This window comes from Spirulina sp. LEGE 11439, assembly GCF_059821285.1.
The window spans coordinates 143,627-161,515 of sequence record NZ_JCAMRX010000002.1; the positions used below are offsets into that span (position 1 = coordinate 143,627).

Consider the following 17,889-nt stretch of genomic DNA (forward strand, 5'->3'; position numbering starts at 1 on the left):
TGTTCATTATTGATTTTTCATTGCGGTTTGAACCAAACGAATAAACTCAGATCGATAACCTTCGAGATCCACACCTTGAGACTCTTGAGCTAATTTTAACACTTGTGCAAAACTGGCTTGACCTTTATCGGGAGAATCTCGTAAAACCATACCAAAGCTGGCTACGGCTGCTGAGAATTTAAAGTTTTCTGAAGCTGCATTAAAAGGCTTCTCGGTATCTCCGATCGGGTAGGAAATTAACTGAGAAGTATTGCTATCGGGTTGTTTGTAACGTAATTTTATTTCCATCAATTCATCGGAATTTGTCGCTTCACTATTTTGATATTTCGATGAATCAATATCTGGCAATTTAACATTGCTTTCGACACCAACGGGAACGATCTCGTAAAGTGCCGTTACGGTATGTCCCGCCCCTAATTCTCCCGCATCTTTACTATCGTCGTTAAAATCTTCATCTTTTAAACGTCGATTTTCGTAACCGATGAGACGATAGGCTTTAACTTTTGCGGGATTAAAATCGACTTGAATTTTGACATCTTTGGCAATGGTGAATAAAGTTGCTCCCATTTCTTTGACGAGAACTTTCTTAGCTTCTAGTTCGTTATCGATATAAGCATAATTTCCATTGCCTTTATCGGCTAGTTTCTCCATTTTGGAATCTTGTAAATTTCCCATGCCAACGCCTAAAACAGTGAGAAAAATATCATCTTTCCGCTTCTCTTCGATGAGTTTAACTAATTCCGTATCGCTGCTTATGCCAATATTAAAATCTCCATCTGTTGCCAGAATAACGCGATTATTACCCGAAGGATTAAAGTTCTCTTTTGCCAATTGATAAGCCAGTTTAATTCCTTCTCCTCCTGCTGTCGAACCGCCTGCTGTCAAGCGATCGATCGCGGCTAAAATAATATCTTTGCGATCGCCAGATGTCGGAGGTAAAACAACCCCAGCCGCACCTGCATAAACGACAATACTCACTTTGTCTTCTGGTCTCATTTCTCCGACTAATAACTTAAATGCCGATTGAAGTAAAGGTAATTTGTTCTGATTATTCATCGATCCCGAAACATCAATTAAAAAGACGAGATTATTAGGAGGTAAATCTTCCGTAGAAATCTTTTTCCCTTGGATGCCAAGATGGACGAGTTGGTGTTGGGGATTCCACGGCGATCGCGAGACTTCTGTAACAATTGCAAAAGGTTCATTCCCTTGGGGTTGGGGATATTCGTAGTTAAAATAGTTTATTAATTCTTCAATTCTCACCGCATCTTTAGGAGGAACTTGCCCGTTATTAATAAAACGGCGAAGATTACTATAGGATGCCGTATCGACATCAATGGAAAATGTTGAGAATGGGTGATTGGCTGCAAGTTTAAAGCCGGTTTCTTCAATGCGATCGTAGGTTTCCGTACTTTCTGCTTCTGGTTGTGTATTTCTTTGGGAAGTTGAGGGAAGATTGGCCGGGGCTGGTGCTTGTTGTGCGGTGGTTACAGGGGCTTCAGCAACAGATTCTGAAGTCGTGACTCTCTTTTCTAAAAGAGTGCGATCGCGACTACTTCCCCCGCTTTGGGGTGCGTCACAGGCGATCGCTAACTGTCCGACGATCGCAAAAAGACTGAGATAAGCGATCGCCTTGGTTCTGTTTTTCATCATCTCCCCCAACCGGAATGATTTGCCAACTCTAGGGTAGAACGATCGCGATCGCGATCGCTGCCCTGTTTCAGTTTTTGATACAATGGCGAACTTAGGAATTCCCTATTACACAGAATCTTTTTCAGAGCTAAAAAAAACCAATGCTGTATTCCCGTAAGTTTTTTGACGGCAGGTTTCTAAAGGAGCGATCGCTTCAGGAGTCCAAAATTTAGGATTGTATTCTACGGCAATTTCTCCGCTAGACTCAGCTAAAAGATTCTTACGAGCAACAATCTCTAAAACCGGATTGTAGAGTTCGCTTTGGTAAGGCGGATCGAAATAGATGCGATCGAATTGTTGTCCTCGCAAACGTTTTAAGGTTTGTCGCACGTCCCCGCGAATAACTTGGCAGCTTTGCGAAGACTGAGCCACCTGTTGCCAATTTTTCCGCACAATTTGGCAGGCGCGTCCCCTGAGTTCGAGTCCCACCACTACCGATGCACCGCGACAGAGCGCCTCGGCTCCAAGAGAGCCATTTCCCGCACAGATATCCAACCACCGACAACCAGAAATTTCCGCTTGCCATATATTAAACAACGCCTCTCGCACTCGGGCAGGAGTTGGGCGAATACTTCGTCCCGGCATGGTTTTGAGCGAGCGATTTCCGTAAATTCTCATCTTATTGTCCAGATTGCATTGATAACTTGAGAATGACGAATTGAGATAGATTCGTAAATTGTGAAAAAAATGTTAACAATTCCGCACCCAATGATAAGATAACCCATCAGGATTACAGTTATTGCGGGGTGCGATCGAGTTTGTCTTTATCCGCGTAATGCGTAAATTCCCTCCTTACTTTTGCATTGCTTATGTTGTCTTTACTATCTGCCCTCACCCTTGCCCAAGTACCCCAAACCTCCATCGACGCTTTTTATTTACCTCCTCAAGAAACCCAAGAAACAATTGTACAGCCACAGGAAATCAGAGTATTACCGGGACAGTTAAACGAGGTTCCCGTTTTTAATAGCAATAGTCCAGAAATTATCTACTCGGCGGGAATTTTATTATCCACGTTTCCCCCAGAAGGAATGTTAGCTCCCCGTGCTCATCTCGATTTACCCTTGCGAGGACGTTTTGATATCTTTAGCCATCATATTGCTCGGGGGCGGACTCGTGCAGATTGGTTGCCTAAATATCACGCTCTCGTTGTTCGCAATCCCAACGATTATCCCGTGGTCATGAATGTGTTGCAAGGAGTCAGTTATGTGACTAACCCCGACGCGCCGTTTATTGATTTGCCTCCCGTTGTGGATAATCGTGCGGGGACGGTGTTTTCTGGACCGGGATCGCGGTTGGCGAGTGATATTTTGCGGGGTGTAGATGAGGATGAGTTTCCCGATCGCTTGATTCTCGAACCGGGCGAAAGCAAAGTATTATTTAATTTGCCGATTCATTTGGGCAATGCACGCTCGACATTGGTGAAGGTAGAAACAACCGGGGAAGTGTATATGGCCAGTTTAGCCATGCCCGCTATCCAACGAGGTCGCCAACGCGCCCACCGTCCCCCGACCTTAGAAGAATGGGAAAAGTTATTGAGCCAAGGGTATTTGGCGTTTCCTCGCGATCGCCAGCCGACACCGTTAGAGGAAACGAGACGAGAGGTGATTTACGGTCGCGTGGCCGGTGTGGCTCGAGGGTCTCAATGGCAGACGGAAATTGTCGATGAAGGCAGTTCTCATTTAAGCATTCCTTCCCCCGGAGAGGCTTTTTCTTATCCGATTAGTACGGTTAATGCCGGAACTTTAGGGACGGGACAAATTCAAAGTGCGCCAATGTTAGTGCGCTATCCCGATACGGCCTATTTGGCTCATGGAAATTATGGGGTGCATTATCAATTTACTTTACCGTTAAAGAATAATGGCGATCGCCGCAAAACAGTTACCCTCAGTCTACAAACCCCCCTCAAACACGATCGCGAGATCGGAGAATTGGAGTTTTTAGAACCCCCTAACGATCGCATTTTCTTCCGAGGGAGCATCCGGGTCAGTTATAAAGATGAAATCGGACTGTTACGGGAGCAGTTTTTCCATTTGGTACAGCGTCAAGGAGAGCAAGGAGAACCTTTAGTAACCCTGAATTTAAAACCGGGAATGATGCGGAATGTGACGGTTGAATTGCTCTATCCTCCTGATGCGACTCCTCCGCAAGTTTTAACCGTGAGTACAGAAGATAATACGTTACAGGTGAATAAAGGAGCAGAGGAAAAAATCGAGATTAATTTCGAGTAATTAACCTCGAGTAAACAAGAAGCGATCGCATTTTGTTAGGCTAAGCAATGCGATCGCTTGATATGGTTTTAAGTTTTATCGATCGGAACTTTTAACCATTGACTAATTTCTTTCGCTAACCAGTCTTTCTCAGCAGAATTTATATTGGGGATATCAAAGATGCGATCGCGGGTTGTGAGTAACAATCTAGGGCGAGATAGTATACCTTTTTCAGAACGTAATGCTAAAAAATCGCGCCTAGATGCCTTTTTATGCTTGATTTTAATAATCATATTATTATACATTAAAATATTGACTGAATCAATTTTTAGATGTGTTTCCCAGAGCAAACACTTCATTAAAGGTAGCATAAAAGCGAAACCAATACTTGCTGGTATTATCGAGAATGGAAGTAACAATATTGCTGAAAATGCTCCAGTGAAAGCAGCAAAAATAGCAAAAATAGTTGAGAGGAGGAAAGGAGAAAACATAGGTAGGCCAATCAGAAAAAGGATAATATAAGCAATTTTATTGGTAAGAGTAAGTTGACGAAATCCGGGAGCGGGAATAATAATATGTAAGATGTTTTTCTGTTGATGCAGGATAATTTTACTATCGTTGGGTTTCCCAAATGTAGGAGGATTAACTTGCGAAGGTGCGGGAGGCAAACAAGGATTTTCTAATGCTTGCAATGCCTCTCGGGCAGAAGATAAGCGTAGATCGAGGCTCGGTTCTACCAACCATTTTAACCAATGGATAAAATCAGGGCTGAGATTCGTTGCTCCTGCAAAGTCAATTCTTAAGTTCTTTTGCGGTAAATCTGAGGGTTGTTTTCCGGTTGCGATCGCAATTAAAGTTGCCCCTAAACTATACAAATCTGAAGCGGGAGAAGTCTTGCCGCCAAATTGTTCGGGAGGCATATAACCATAAGTTCCTACAATGGTCATGGTGTTTCGAGGTTGTGCGGAACCGTGAGTTTGAATAGAATCAAAATCCACCAGATAAACATTACCAACATGGTTACCCGAGCGATCGCCTAAAAGAATATTACTGGGTTTAATATCTCGATGAATCACGGCAGGTTGTCGGCTATGCAAATAAATTAAAATATCTAGTAAGTCTTTCGCAAGCTGTTGCATTTCTGCTTCGCTAAAAGTTCGTCCTGAATCTAAATGTTGCTGGAGAGATTGAGCAGGAACATAACTTTGAACTTGAACGAATCCTTTGGCTTTGCTGGTATTAAGGTCGAAATAGCCTAAATAGCGAGGTATGCGGTCATGAGAGAGCGATCGCAGGGCATTTGCACCGCGTTCAAAGAGTTTGTGATCCTGCCATTGAAAATCATGGCCAAATAATAATACTTTGAGAACAACAGATTCTTGTGTTTCGATGTCTAATGCTAAAAAGGTTTGTCGAGAACCTTTGTTACTCAAGCGTTTTTTGATTTTGTAGCGTCCATTAATAATTGAATGGCTCATGTCAGCTTACTCGAAGACTGTAATTTTATGCTAATCGAAATAAAGCGATCGCGATCGCATCCCTTAAGGAATATTGATATATTTATGTAATTGAGGGGATAGTCGTGCTGTGGGAAACGCTTTCAATAAATTTAAAGTTAAAGGAATTGTGCGATCGCGATCGGTCCACTCGGGTTGAAAAAATAGAGGACATTGCGATCGCCAATATTGTTGATAAAAATAAGGTTCTTTACCATCACTAATCACAATTTTAACTTCATTAGCACGCTGCCAAAACTCTGGAATTACAGGAAATTCGGCGTTAAGATGTTCTTTCGGACTCAGAGTAATCCACACTTGTGATGATAGCAACTGCCAGCGAGAGCCAGAGGTTTCGATGGACACTTTTCTATCTGTTTTCAGAATGGCCTCGGTTAAAGGTTTAAGATTGGGTTGAAAAAAAGGTTCGCCACCAGAAATGACAACGCGATCGCTTTTTAATTCTTTGACTAAATCTTTAATCTCTATCTTTTTCACTGCGATCGCTTTTCCTCCATCAGCATATCCTGTATCGCACCACGGACACTTTACCGGACATCCATAAAGGCGAATAAAATCGCATGGCACCCCCAGCCAATACCCTTCACCTTGAATGGTTTCTTGAAAAGTTTCGTGAATTAAAAGGAACGTCATTTCAGTTATCAGTTATCAGTTATCAGTTATCAACTGAAATGATGTTCAGATGAATAGCACCGACCCATCTGAACATCATTGTTATAACTGTTCCAGTAATTGCATTTTCGCCGCTTCTAGCGCCTCTGACAACTTACTGGGATCTCGTCCTCCTGCTTGTGCCAAATTGGGACGACCGCCGCCACCGCCGCCACAAATTTTAGCAATTTTGCCGATAAATTTCCCGGCTTGCAGTTTCTTTTCTTTGTTTAATTTAGGACTGAATGCCGCAACTAAACTTACTTTTCCCTTTGCTGGAATTGAGCCGAGAATTACGGCACCTTCTCCTAATTTTTGTTGCAGTCGTTCGGCGGCTGTTTGGAGGGCTTTAGCATCGATTTCTCCCATATTAGCAACCAATAGTTTAAACTCACCCACTGACTCTGCTTGTGATAATAATTGCTCGGATTTTGCGATCGCTAATTCATTTTTAACTGCTGTTAATTCCTTCTGCGCTGCCTTTAAATCGTCCTGTAATTTGGTCACGCGATCGCACACCTCTTCCGGTTGAGATTTAAAGCGATCGCTCAATTCTCGCACAATGTTATCTCGCAAGTTCAAATAGGCCAAAACCGCAGGACCGGCAACAGCTTCAATCCGTCGCACTCCCGCAGAAATCCCCGACTCGGACATAATTTTAAAAAGTCCGATTTCTGCCGTATTCCTGACATGAGTGCCGCCGCATAATTCCATCGATACCCCCGGAACATCGATGACGCGTACCACCTCACCATATTTCTCGCCAAACATTGCCGTTGCACCCTTCAATTTTGCCTCATCTAATGACATTAGTGTCACCTCAGTTTCATGGGCTTCTGCAATCCAATTGTTAATCTGTGACTCAATTTGTTGCAACTCTTCTGAGGTTACAGAACGGGATAAATGAAAGTCAAATCGTAAGCGATCGAAGTCAACTAACGAACCTGCTTGAGAAATAGACTCATCTACATACTTTTTCAACGCAGCTTGTAAGAGATGGGTTGCTGTATGATTGGCTTGGGCGCGGCGACGACAAGCGCGATCGATTGTTGCTGCAACTTTCTCCCCCGATCGCAGATAGCCTCGTTCTACGCGACCATAATGAATATAAATTCCCGATTCTTTCTGAACATCTTCAATTCGAACGACCAAATTATCTCCCGAAAGATAACCGCGATCGCCAACTTGTCCCCCAGATTCAGCATAAAATGGCGTGCGATCTAAGACGACTTGAACTTCTGTTCCTGCATTGGCAACACTAACAGTTTTCCCGTCAACTAAAACCGCTTCAATCATTGCTTTTGCTTGTGGTTCTGTATAACCCAAAAACTCCGTAGGATGAACTTTTTCTGCTAATTTATCTAAACTTTCCTGCACAGTTAAATCGATCGTTTCATGCGCTCCTCGAGCCATTTTAATCTGCTCTTTCATGGCGCGATCGTATCCTGCCAAATCCACTTCAATACCTTGTTCAGCAGCAATTTCTTGAGTCAATTCTAAAGGAAAACCGTAAGTGTCATAAAGAACAAAAGCATTGTTCCCATCCATTACTTTCTTATTGATGCTTTTCAGCTTATCAATAATTTCTTGCAGTAATTTTTCTCCTCTGACCAAAGTTTTATCAAAACGGATTTCCTCATTTTTTAACTCATCTTTAATCGCTTCTTCTCTTTCTCGCACGCTGGGATAGGCAGCTTCAGATAATTGGATGGCAGTCTCGGCAATTTTAACGGTAAAAGCTTCTTCAATTCCTAATAAACGACCGTGACGAACAACCCGGCGAATGAGACGGCGCAAAACATAACCGCGACCTATATTCGACGCTGTTATCCCATCAGCAATCATGTGAACCACAGAACGGACATGATCGCCAATCACTTTCAAAGAAATTTGTGTTTTCTCATCAGCTTGATGGTAATCAATATTTGCAATTTCTGCTGCTGTTTTGATAATCGGAAAAATGAGATCGGTTTCGTAATTATTAGGAACGTTTTGTAAGATTTGCGCCATGCGTTCCAATCCCAGTCCCGTATCGATATTTTGCTTTTCTAACGGCGTTAAATTTCCTTCAGCATCCCGATTGTATTGCATGAAAACGAGATTGTAAAACTCGATAAATCGCGTGTCATCTTCCAGATCGATATTCTCGTCTCCTTTTTCGGGATAAAAATCATAGTAAATTTCCGAACAGGGTCCGCAAGGTCCTGTCGGTCCCGAAACCCAAAAGTTATCTTTATGTCCCATGCGTTGAATGCGATGTTCAGAAACGCCAATTTTATCTCGCCAAATGGCAAAGGCTTCATCATCTTCTTGAAAAACGCTAGGGACGAGGCGATCGCGAGGCAAGCCAAATACTTCTGTAGAGAGTTCCCATGCCCATTGTATCGCTTCTTCTTTGAAGTAATCTCCAAAACTAAAATTACCTAACATTTCAAAGAAAGTATGATGCCGAGCCGTTCGTCCTACATTTTCAATATCATTTGTGCGAATGCACTTTTGTGAAGTTGTAGCACGAAGTTGCGGCGCTTTTCTTTGTCCGAGAAAAATCGGTTTAAACGGAAGCATTCCTGCAATCGTTAACAGTACCGTAGGATCTTCGGGGACGAGAGAAGCACTGGGTAAAATTTTATGTTGTCGTTGGGCATAAAAATCTAAGAATTTCTGCCGAATTTCTGCACCAGCTAGGAATTTTGCTTTAAAAGTCATCGGTTTTTTTAGAAATACAATTTTGCGGACATTTTAAATATTGTGACATTTTTACTAGAACTTCTGTTGTCATTTTGCCGAGAAAATGCGATCGCATCTGTTATAGTACGTTAGCATCTAGTTCGCCGGGAACAAGGAATGACCAAAAAGGCCGATATCGGGAACAAACGCTTAATTAGTTTAGCGCCAAATCGTTGAGCGCGTTGGGTAACGCAAAATCCTGCGATCGAAGTTAGAGAGAGCGCCTCCTCAGATTTTCAATGGGTGAGTCGAGAGGGTGATGTTCTCATTCGTGCTTATTCTCCTGAAAATGGCGATTTTCTTTTCTTCGAGGAGGTGAGGATGAAAATATGATTCGGGAAGCCTTACGACGATTGCGAATTGACGAACAATTGAATGAGTTGGAGAATCTTTTGGCTTTTTTTGCTACTTTTGTCTTAGAAGCTCGTGTCGTACAACAAATTATGAGGTGGGATATGGCCGTACTGCAACATTCTCCTTGGTATCAGGAAATTAAAGAAGAAGGCCGTGAAGAAGGTCGTGAAGAAGGTCGTGAAGAAGCAATGATAATTGGTATTGCGATCGCCTTAGAATTGCTTCCAGAAATTCGTCAGATTGCCGACGGAGAAAAACTGCAAGCAATTTTAGAAGGAATTAAAACAGTAACAAATTTAAAAGAATTGCATCAAATCTATCATGTGAAATCATTATAAAGTTCACTTTTCTATTGATACAAATGCAATTCACGACAAAAAGAGGCAAAAAAACAAACTCACTTTTTTTAAATCAATTCAGTTTTATTAATCTAATTTCTCTTTTTTTGATTGCTGGCATTTTTTTAGGTGATTTTGGAAAAAAAGAGAAACTTGTTGCCCAAATTATTCCCGACAACACTCTCGATCGCGAAAGCTCGATTGCTAATCCTCAAGGCGGCCAAAATAATATCAACGTAACAGGAGGAGCAATTCGCGATACCGCTCTTTTTCACAGCTTTCAAGAATTCAATATCAATGCAGCGCAACAGGTTTATTTTGCCAATCCTAATGGAGTTTTTAATATTTTAACTCGGGTGACAGGCAATAACCTTTCCTATATTTTAGGAACATTAGGTGTGAGAGGAAATGCCAATTTTTTCTTGATGAATCCTAATGGTATTTACTTTGGAGAAAATGCTAAACTCGATCTTCGCGGTTCTTTTACGGCGACAACAGCCGATAGTATTTTTCTCGATAATTTTGAATTTAGTGCCGTACATCCTGAAATACCGCCACTCTTAAAAATTAATATCAATCCGGGGATTCAATATGGGAGCAATCCTCGCGATCGTGAAATCCAAAATACCGGGAATTTAAAAGTGGATTTTCAACAAAATTTAACTCTCTTTGGAGGCAGTATTATCAATACCGGAAATTTAACTGCACGAGAAGGAAAAATCGAAGTTTTAGGCGCAAAAATAAATTTATCTGATGGCAGCCAAATTGACGTTTCTGCATCAACAGAAGGAGGGATAATTCTGATCGGTGGAGACAGCCAAGGTATAGGTAATCTGCCTACAGCCGATCGCGTTTATATTGGAGAAGATGTTCTTATTAATGCTAATGCAGTGGGAGAAATTGGCAATGGAGGGAAGGTGATTATTTGGGCGAATGAAATGACAGGATTTTATGGCGAAATTAATGCGAGAGGAGGTTTCCAATCTGGTAATGGTGGATTTGTTGAAGTTTCTGGGAAAGAATATCTGATTTTTTCCGGTTTTGTTGATGTCAGTGCAGTCAATGGAATAAATGGAACAATTCTCCTCGATCCTCGAAATATTACTATTTCCAACGCGCCTAATTCTCCGTTAGTCATTCCAGCTTTAAGCGATAATCGCATCTTGGTTGGAGAACTTCCCAATACAGATATTAATATTCAGAAAAGCACTTTAGAGATGTTATTGGGAAACATTATTCTGGAAGCAACAGAAAATATTATCATTGAACCCGGAGTCGATCTGAACTTTACAATGGCTGATTCTATTGCTTTTAGAGCGAATGCAGACAATAATAACAGTGGCGATTTTGCAATGAATGCAAATAATAGTATTTCAACCCATGGAGAAAACTTAGAAATTCGAGGTAATAATCTCATTCTTGGCAATCTCAATACATCTGAAATAAGCGATAATGGAGGAGATATCTCTCTCATAGCAGCCGGTAATATTTCTACTCGAGATATTCGCTCTGGCTCAATTTTATCAGACGATGCAGGCGAAATTAATATCCTGAGTAATGGCGGTTCTATCGCTGTTTTAGGTACAATCAATGCCAATAGTCCAAACGATCGAGGGAATCAAGTTCAATTGGTCGCAGATGGCGATATTCGTATGATTAATCCTTCTCTTTTTGAACCGGCAATTGATACTCGGGGAGATGAAAAAGGAGGAGATATTAGCCTTGTTAGCCAAAATGGGACAATTTCTTTAACCAATGCAAATTTGATAAGCGGAACGCAAGAAGGAGATGCAGGCGATATTACAATTGTTGGTAATTCTCTTGAGTTAACGAATAGTATCATTGCCAGTCAGCTCGAAGGACAAGGAAAGACGGGAACAATTTCTCTAGAAGGGAATGAATCGATTTCACTTGAGAATTCATCCCTCATAACTAATATAGCACCGGGAAGCGTTGGAATGCCCGGAGATATCTTAATTAATGCCCCGCAAGTGACGCTTAATAATAGCAATGCGATCGCGCGATCGGGAGGATTACAAAATTCAGGAAATATTGAAATTACAGCAACTTCTTTCAACTTACAAAATGCTTCAACGATTGAAATTTTGAGTCCGAATAATGGCGGAAATATTAATATTACTGCTACCGATCTTGACTTGAGCGATCGCAGTCAATTAAGAACGCAAACTGGTGGTATTAATGACGGGGATATTAATATTAATGTAGAAAACTTGACAATGAGTAATAATAGTTCGATTTTTACAAACGTGCTATCGGCAACGGGAATCGGTGGTAATATTGAAATTAATGCCAGTGGCTTTATTGCTACCATTCTCTCGGAAAATAGTGATATTTTTACCAGTGGAGAACAAGGAAGACGAGGAGATTTAACCGTTACAGCGCGAACAATATTCGGTTTTAATATCGGAGACAATTTAACCGGAGACAGTGATATTTTAGGGACTGTCGAAGTCGTATTTAATGAATTGAGTAAATTTGATGAGTTTGATGATGAATTTGATGATGATTTCGATAATGATGATGCGAGAAATCCGCTAGCACTACGACAACCACGAGCAGAATTTGTTCAACAGTGTGGTATTAACGGGCAAAATGAGCTCGCGATCGCTGGACGCAATGGGACGAGAACAAACCCCAGTCAAATTCTGCGCGGAAGAGAAATTTGGGAAGATCGGCGAGATTTTTCTATTCCCCAAAATGCTCCAGAAACTGAGGAAATTGAAACGGATGAGACAAATAGCATGATTGAGTCATTAATCGAAGCACGAGGATGGAAAATCAACGCAAGTGGCAATCTTGAATTAATTGGCGACCAATTATCAATCAACAATTATCAATGCACAATGAATAATGCACAATAAGATTTTACCGATCGCATTGCATCTAAAGTATAGATTGTTTTAGTTTTTCAGTTTTATAACTTAATCCCTAAGACTTGGGTATGCGCCCCTCTCGCCTGCGTTACCCCAATTGTACGCTGTGCAGATTCGATCATGGGACGACGCAAACTTACCACAATAAACTGTGCTTGTTCTGCCTGTTTTTTAATCATTTTAGCCAACCGTTCTACATTTGACCCATCTAAAAACATATCCACTTCATCGAAAGCATAAAAAGGAGAAGGGCGATAGCGTTGCAGGGCGAAAATAAAGCTCAGGGCAGTTAAAGATTTCTCCCCGCCAGACATAGAACTGAGGCGTTGTACCGGCTTTCCTTTGGGATGAGCAATGAGGTTCAAACCTCCAGAAAAAGGGTCTTCTTCGTTATCTAAACCCAAATAACCATCTCCTTCTGAGAGGGTTGCAAAAATGCTTTGAAAGTTATCATTAACTGCATCAAAGGCTTCTCGAAAAGCGCGGAAACGCAGGGTTGTAAAATTCTCAATTCGCAGTAAGAGTTCCGTGCGTTCTCCTTCTAAGGTTGTCAGTTTTTCTGACAGTTCTTGTAAGCGTGCTTCCGTGCGTGCATGTTCCTCCAATGCCAACATATTAACTGGTTCCATCGCTTCGAGACGACGTTGGGCATTTTTGAGTTCTTTTTGCAATTGTTCGAGATGATTCGTATAAGTTTCTGCGGTGAGTTTTTCGCCTTCTAACGGAACGAGATCGGACACTTCCGGAAGCGGATCGGGAAGTTCTAATTCTTGTTCTTGACGCTGTTGTTGTAGAGTTATTAAAGATTCCTGTCGTTCTTGTTGATTCTCTTGGATTTTTTGCTGTTGCCAGATCGTTTTTTGTCGGCGATCTTGGAGACTGCGGAGAGTTTCTTCTGAGCGATCGCGTTCTTGTTTCGCTTCGATCAATTCACTGGATAAAAGTTGCAAAAGTCCTTCAGATTCTTGAATTTGTTCTTCAACTTTGGCTAAATCTTGAGTGACTTTAACTTGTTGTTGTTCTGATTCAATTTTCTTCTTTTCTTCGACAGCGAGAACTTCCCGCGATCGCTGAACTTTCTCTTGTAAGCGCAAGCATTGATTTTCCAGTTCTAAGAGTTTATTCTCTCCTTGTCGCAAAGATTGTTCTTTCCCTTGTAATTCTCGTTCTTGTTCCTTAATCAAGGTTTGAATTTCTTGCCATTCACTGGAAGTTTGGTTGGCTTCTAATTCAGCTAATTTTACTTGCTGTGCTTGCAATTGTTCTTCCAATTCAGGGAGAGTTTTTGCTAATTCTTGCAGGCGAATTTTCGCATTACCCGACTCTTGGCAATTATGGGTCAGTTGAACGGTTACTTGTTCCTTTTGTTTCGCGAGGCGATCTCGTTCTTTTTCTGCTTGTTCTTGACGTAAATTTTGTTCCCGTTGCTGCTGTCGAGTTTCCGTTAATTTTTGGCTCAATTCCTTGACAATTAAAGATTTATCAGATAGCGATCGCTCGCATTTTTCGAGAATAATTTCAATTTCATTTAAACGATTAGTTAGCGTATTAATCTCTTGAGATTTTTCTGGAACTGCTGTGCCAAAATGGAGAGAAGAGCGAGAATTAATGCTTCCTCCCGTCATTGCTCCACTACTTTCTAATAATTCTCCCTCTAAGGTGACAATGCGAGCTTTACCTAAATTCCCCCGAGCCTCTTCGAGAGTTTCAAAAACAACAGTAGTCCCGAAAACATAGGCAAAAACTCGCTGATATTGAGGAGCGCAATCAATTAAATTAAAGGCAAAATCGACAAATCCTCGTGCAAGATTCAAAGGTGAAGACTGTGGAATTTTTGGGGTTCTAATTTTATTTAACGGTAAAAAAGTTGCTCGTCCTCCTCGTTTTTGTTTTAGTAATTGAATTCCCAAAGAAGCAACCGTATCATCCTCAACGACAATATTAGCCAATCTCCCACCTGCAGCCGTTTCTAAAGCAAGTTTATAATGCGGTTCTACTTGTGCTAATTGTGCAACTAAACCGCAGACACCCGGAATATCGGCTTTGAGAATAATTTGAGATGCTTGAGTCCCTTGAGCTTCCTGCTGTGCTTGAACTTTGGCTTCTAATTTGTCTAGCGATCGCTGTTTTTCTCGCTGTTCGTTTAACAACCTTTTCTGCGTTTCTTCCGCAAGATTTCGCTCTTCCTCTGCCATAGATAGCTGTTGCGCGATCGCTTGAATTTCTATCGCTAATGATGTAGAATTAAAATTAGAGAAATCCTCATTTTGTGCCGTCAATTCTTCCTCAACCGATCGCAAAAGCTGAGTCTGTTCTTCTATCTTTTGTTCGAGTTGATTTTGGCGTTCTTGTAATTGCGCCCTTTCTGTCCGTTGTGGATCGATTAGTTTTTGCAAAGAGCCGATATGTTTACTTAAAGCAGCTTGTTGTTGTACCCAAATATCCGAAGCGGCGGCGAGTTCGTTGGCTTGTTCTTTATAAGCTGCTAAATTATTGCGATCGCGATCGCATTCTGCTGCTAACATCTCCATTGTTTCATTTTCCAGTACCGACTGCTCCTGACTGAGGCGATCGAAATCATTCCGAAATTTCTCGATCTCTTGAGTAGTGCGAGAAAGCGTTTCTTCAGTTTGTTGCAGAAGCGTTTTTAAATCTTGTTGACGTTGTTGTAATTGACTGCGTTTGAGTTTTTGACTGGCTAATTGAGAAGAGATAGAAAGTTGCTCATCTTCTCCTAATTCTTTTACTCGTGCATTGAGCTTCGTTAAATTTTCTGTGGCTTCAGCAATTTTTTCTATGAGTTTTTCTAATTTCTCCGCTAATTTCTCCAGTTCAGACTCTCCGGCGAAAATTTTCTCTTGTAATTCTCGTTCTTGTTGCTGTAAAGAACGCCAAAGAATAATAGCCTCCCATTGTTGCTTCTCGTGAATTTGCGCCTTGAGCTTTTTATATTTTTCTGCTTTAATACGATCGCCTGCCAATTTTTCGAGAGATTTCGTTAATTCCTGCTGAATAATATGACAGCGTTCTTCTTTTTCCTTAACTTCTTCTAGCGTTTTTTTCACCCGTTCTATTTTGCGATCGAATTCCGCAACCCCCGCCAACTCATCAATAATTTGCCGGCGTTCTTTGGAGTTCATACTAATAATACTGGTGACATCTCCTTGCAGCACAATGTTATAGCCTTCAGGATATATCCGCAGTTGTCGCAATTGTTCGTGTAAATCTCCTGCCGTAGCAGGCTCGTCATTGATAAAATAGTTTGAGGAATAACTTCCTCCCTTCGTCACCCGCAAACGCCGCGTTATTTTCCAATCTTTTTGAGTAATAGACAATGAGTTATTCTCTTCAGTTGCGAGAGAATTTTCACTATTTTCTGAAAACTCAGTCCCTCTATCTGTTTCTTGTTCTTCAACTGATGACTGATGACTGTTCACTGCTGACTGTTCGATCGCATCCGATAAATCAAACGTGACCGAAACGCTAACTTCTGAAGTCCCTTTTTGGTTAAGATAATTATGATTGACAAGATCGGGAAGCCGTTCTGCTCGCATTCCCTTAGAACTGGCTAACCCCAAACAAAACAGGAGTGCATCGAGAATATTGGACTTTCCCGACCCGTTGGGACCGGAAATTACCGTAAAACCTGTGAGTAATGGAACGTTCGTCGTCCCTCCAAATGACTTGAAATGAGACAGTTCGACGCTCTTAACATGAACCATTTATCAATGAGCAATTATCAATGAGCAATTATCGATTATCAATGCGATCGCACCTCAACGTACACAAGTATCGATCGATTTTAGCAAGGATAGTCGGGAAATGTGCGAATGACCAGGAAAATTTAGAGAATCTGTAGCGATCTGACTTGCTCTTGCTTATTTTAGTCGCGAGGGACTTTGCTAACGCGTCTTCAAGATTCAAGTTGTCATTGTTTGAATGTACTGGTGAAGAAAATTCATTTATCTTTATTCGATCTAATATGTTGACGGAGTTCTCTAGATCGTTCCAATAGTTTTTGAATATAGGTCTCTGTATTCCTCGACTCTTTTTCTTTTTGCTGCATTCCATCTAGAACATCTTGTAATTTTTGACGAAGACCTTGTTCGCGAGAGTAAACCACCTTAGCCATACGCTGGAAGATGCGAGCTAATTGTCCTAGCTCATCTCCGCGATCGGTGACGTTATTCAGTTGTTTGAATTCATGTTCATATTGTTGAGCAGATAGAGAACTAGAAGAATCATCTTCACTTAGATGCTTGGCGATTTTTGACATCGGTTGCAGAGGTTTAATAATAGTCCGTTTTAATAAGCTATTGAGAATAAATAAAGCGAGAGCAAAAATAGCCATAAAAATGCTAACAGCTAAGCGAGTATTTTGACCAGCACTTTGGAAGATTTGACTGGCTGGAACATAGATAATTTGAGCAGCAATAATTTCATTCAAATGCCAACCAAATCCTTTATCGGATCCATAAGTATTAATTAAACTTTTTGGCGCTTTTTCTGGGGTACTATGACAAACCAGACAACCTGATTCAGTAACGGCCAAAGGACGAGCTACATAAAAGAGAAGTTCTTGATTCAGAGTACGAAATCCTTCGAGCTCTTGCAAGTTAGAATCTTCTTTAAATTGGTTGACCAGTTGAGTTTCAAAATCATCAGATTGGTCGCGGGGATTAGTGGGATTTAAAGTCGCATCCTTGTAGAGATATTGTTGAAATTTGTCTTGTTGGCGGAATTTTTCAAACACTTGTCGAACAACATAACTAGGTACTAGTTCGGGAATAAATTCAGATGTTGCTTCTGTTTGCACGTCCATAAGAGGACGAATTTGGTTAACGTGATAAGTTCTCAGAGAGTTCAGCGTATTCATCAGGACAATAGCTTGTTTGTCCATAGTTTGTCTAGCTGTATTGGTTTGAATGTGGGCAAGAATAATATAGCTGAGCAAACTTCCACAAAGGAAAACTAAGCTAAGACCCAAGGTGAATTTAAGTCCGATTTTCAATTGTTTCCAAAACTTCTTCCAGCGTGCGATTATCATTATTTTTTCCTCTCGAATAAAGATTCAGATAAAGATCCAGATAAAGAGTTGATAGCAAGAATAATAAGATTGTCGATCGCATTCTCAACAAACTGTAACAAAACACCTTTAAGATTCTGTTAAGCTAATTTTGCAATATCTTTCACCTGTGGTGCGATCGCATCGGGAAGTACAAGGCAAATAGATGGGCTTCTGGGGAGCGACTGGATGAGTCCATCTCAGCTTATTATAAATCTTCTTTCTCTATTCGGCGAAATTTTTGGTTTCCTCGGGCGATCGCTGCGATTATCGAGAACCGATGCGATCGCTCTTGCTGCATCGTAACTGGTGGCGGTGTGCCAATTAATTGTCCCGCCACGACCGAATTGAACATTTTTCTGGTTCACAAATAGGTCTGCCCGGACATTTCCAACTCATCTTTGTTCCTCCTCAAGTTAAACAATATTGTAAGCGCGATCGCTG

10 protein-coding genes and 1 pseudogene are annotated in these 17,889 nt (G+C 41.2%); 3 read left to right on the forward strand and 8 right to left on the reverse strand.

Annotated features, from left to right (window positions below; genetic code table 11):
* Nucleotides 1–6: 6 nt before the first annotated feature.
* Both AC6RV6_RS02035 and rsmD read right to left on the reverse strand, forming a co-directional pair.
* Nucleotides 7–1,650, reverse strand: a complete 1,644-nt coding sequence (locus AC6RV6_RS02035; protein ID WP_500238775.1) for a vWA domain-containing protein — start codon at nt 1,648–1,650, stop codon at nt 7–9.
* Between the two features lie 108 nt (nt 1,651–1,758).
* Nucleotides 1,759–2,310 carry a 16S rRNA (guanine(966)-N(2))-methyltransferase RsmD gene (rsmD, locus tag AC6RV6_RS02040; protein WP_500238589.1) on the reverse strand — a complete coding sequence of 184 codons (552 nt, stop codon included), beginning with the start codon at nt 2,308–2,310 and terminating at the stop codon, nt 1,759–1,761.
* A 191-nt stretch (nt 2,311–2,501) separates the two neighbouring features.
* Between rsmD and AC6RV6_RS02045 the strand changes: the two genes are divergently transcribed.
* Entirely contained in the window at nt 2,502–3,920 is a 1,419-nt protein-coding gene (locus AC6RV6_RS02045; RefSeq protein ID WP_500238590.1) for a DUF3370 domain-containing protein, read from the forward strand.
* Between the two features lie 68 nt (nt 3,921–3,988).
* On the opposite strand, the gene AC6RV6_RS02050 is transcribed toward AC6RV6_RS02045, so the two are convergent.
* The 3 genes from AC6RV6_RS02050 to alaS all read right to left on the reverse strand — a co-directional run bounded on the left by AC6RV6_RS02050 (nt 3,989) and on the right by alaS (nt 8,773).
* Nucleotides 3,989–5,377: a serine/threonine protein kinase gene (locus AC6RV6_RS02050; protein ID WP_500238591.1), complete on the reverse strand. Its 1,389-nt coding sequence runs from the start codon at nt 5,375–5,377 to the stop codon at nt 3,989–3,991.
* Between the two features lie 63 nt (nt 5,378–5,440).
* A complete protein-coding gene (locus tag AC6RV6_RS02055; protein ID WP_500238592.1) occupies nt 5,441–6,049 on the reverse strand; it encodes a 7-carboxy-7-deazaguanine synthase QueE in 609 nt (202 codons plus the stop codon).
* A gap of 81 nt (nt 6,050–6,130) precedes the next feature.
* The gene (gene alaS, locus AC6RV6_RS02060) at nt 6,131–8,773 is read right to left on the reverse strand and encodes an alanine--tRNA ligase (protein WP_500238593.1); all 2,643 of its coding nucleotides are present in this window, start codon (nt 8,771–8,773) and stop codon (nt 6,131–6,133) included.
* Between the two features lie 138 nt (nt 8,774–8,911).
* Here alaS and AC6RV6_RS02065 point away from each other — a divergent pair.
* A pseudogene (locus tag AC6RV6_RS02065) lies at nt 8,912–9,486 on the forward strand (hypothetical protein).
* A gap of 107 nt (nt 9,487–9,593) precedes the next feature.
* Complete coding sequence (locus AC6RV6_RS02070) at nt 9,594–12,368, forward strand: two-partner secretion domain-containing protein (protein WP_500238594.1); 2,775 nt, start codon at nt 9,594–9,596, stop codon at nt 12,366–12,368.
* Nucleotides 12,369–12,421: 53 nt separating this feature from the next.
* On the opposite strand, the gene smc is transcribed toward AC6RV6_RS02070, so the two are convergent.
* The 3 genes from smc to AC6RV6_RS02085 all read right to left on the reverse strand — a co-directional run bounded on the left by smc (nt 12,422) and on the right by AC6RV6_RS02085 (nt 17,800).
* Nucleotides 12,422–16,102, reverse strand: a complete 3,681-nt coding sequence (gene smc, locus AC6RV6_RS02075; protein ID WP_500238595.1) for a chromosome segregation protein SMC — start codon at nt 16,100–16,102, stop codon at nt 12,422–12,424.
* A 236-nt stretch (nt 16,103–16,338) separates the two neighbouring features.
* A complete protein-coding gene (locus AC6RV6_RS02080; RefSeq protein WP_500238597.1) occupies nt 16,339–17,427 on the reverse strand; it encodes a c-type heme family protein in 1,089 nt (362 codons plus the stop codon).
* A gap of 226 nt (nt 17,428–17,653) precedes the next feature.
* Nucleotides 17,654–17,800: a hypothetical protein gene (locus AC6RV6_RS02085; protein WP_500238598.1), complete on the reverse strand. Its 147-nt coding sequence runs from the start codon at nt 17,798–17,800 to the stop codon at nt 17,654–17,656.
* Nucleotides 17,801–17,889 lie beyond the last annotated feature (89 nt).

What these genes read in the sequence shown, in the direction of transcription:
- AC6RV6_RS02035 (WP_500238775.1), bottom strand. Translation starts at nt 1,650, where the DNA reads ATGAAAAACAGAACCAAGGCGATCGCTTATCTCAGTCTTTTTGCGATC.
- rsmD (WP_500238589.1), bottom strand. Translation starts at nt 2,310, where the DNA reads ATGAGAATTTACGGAAATCGCTCGCTCAAAACCATGCCGGGACGAAGT.
- AC6RV6_RS02045 (WP_500238590.1), top strand. Translation starts at nt 2,502, where the DNA reads ATGTTGTCTTTACTATCTGCCCTCACCCTTGCCCAAGTACCCCAAACC.
- AC6RV6_RS02050 (WP_500238591.1), bottom strand. Translation starts at nt 5,377, where the DNA reads ATGAGCCATTCAATTATTAATGGACGCTACAAAATCAAAAAACGCTTG.
- AC6RV6_RS02055 (WP_500238592.1), bottom strand. Translation starts at nt 6,049, where the DNA reads ATGACGTTCCTTTTAATTCACGAAACTTTTCAAGAAACCATTCAAGGT.
- alaS (WP_500238593.1), bottom strand. Translation starts at nt 8,773, where the DNA reads ATGACTTTTAAAGCAAAATTCCTAGCTGGTGCAGAAATTCGGCAGAAA.
- smc (WP_500238595.1), bottom strand. Translation starts at nt 16,102, where the DNA reads ATGGTTCATGTTAAGAGCGTCGAACTGTCTCATTTCAAGTCATTTGGA.
- AC6RV6_RS02080 (WP_500238597.1), bottom strand. Translation starts at nt 17,427, where the DNA reads ATGATAATCGCACGCTGGAAGAAGTTTTGGAAACAATTGAAAATCGGA.
- AC6RV6_RS02085 (WP_500238598.1), bottom strand. Translation starts at nt 17,800, where the DNA reads ATGTTCAATTCGGTCGTGGCGGGACAATTAATTGGCACACCGCCACCA.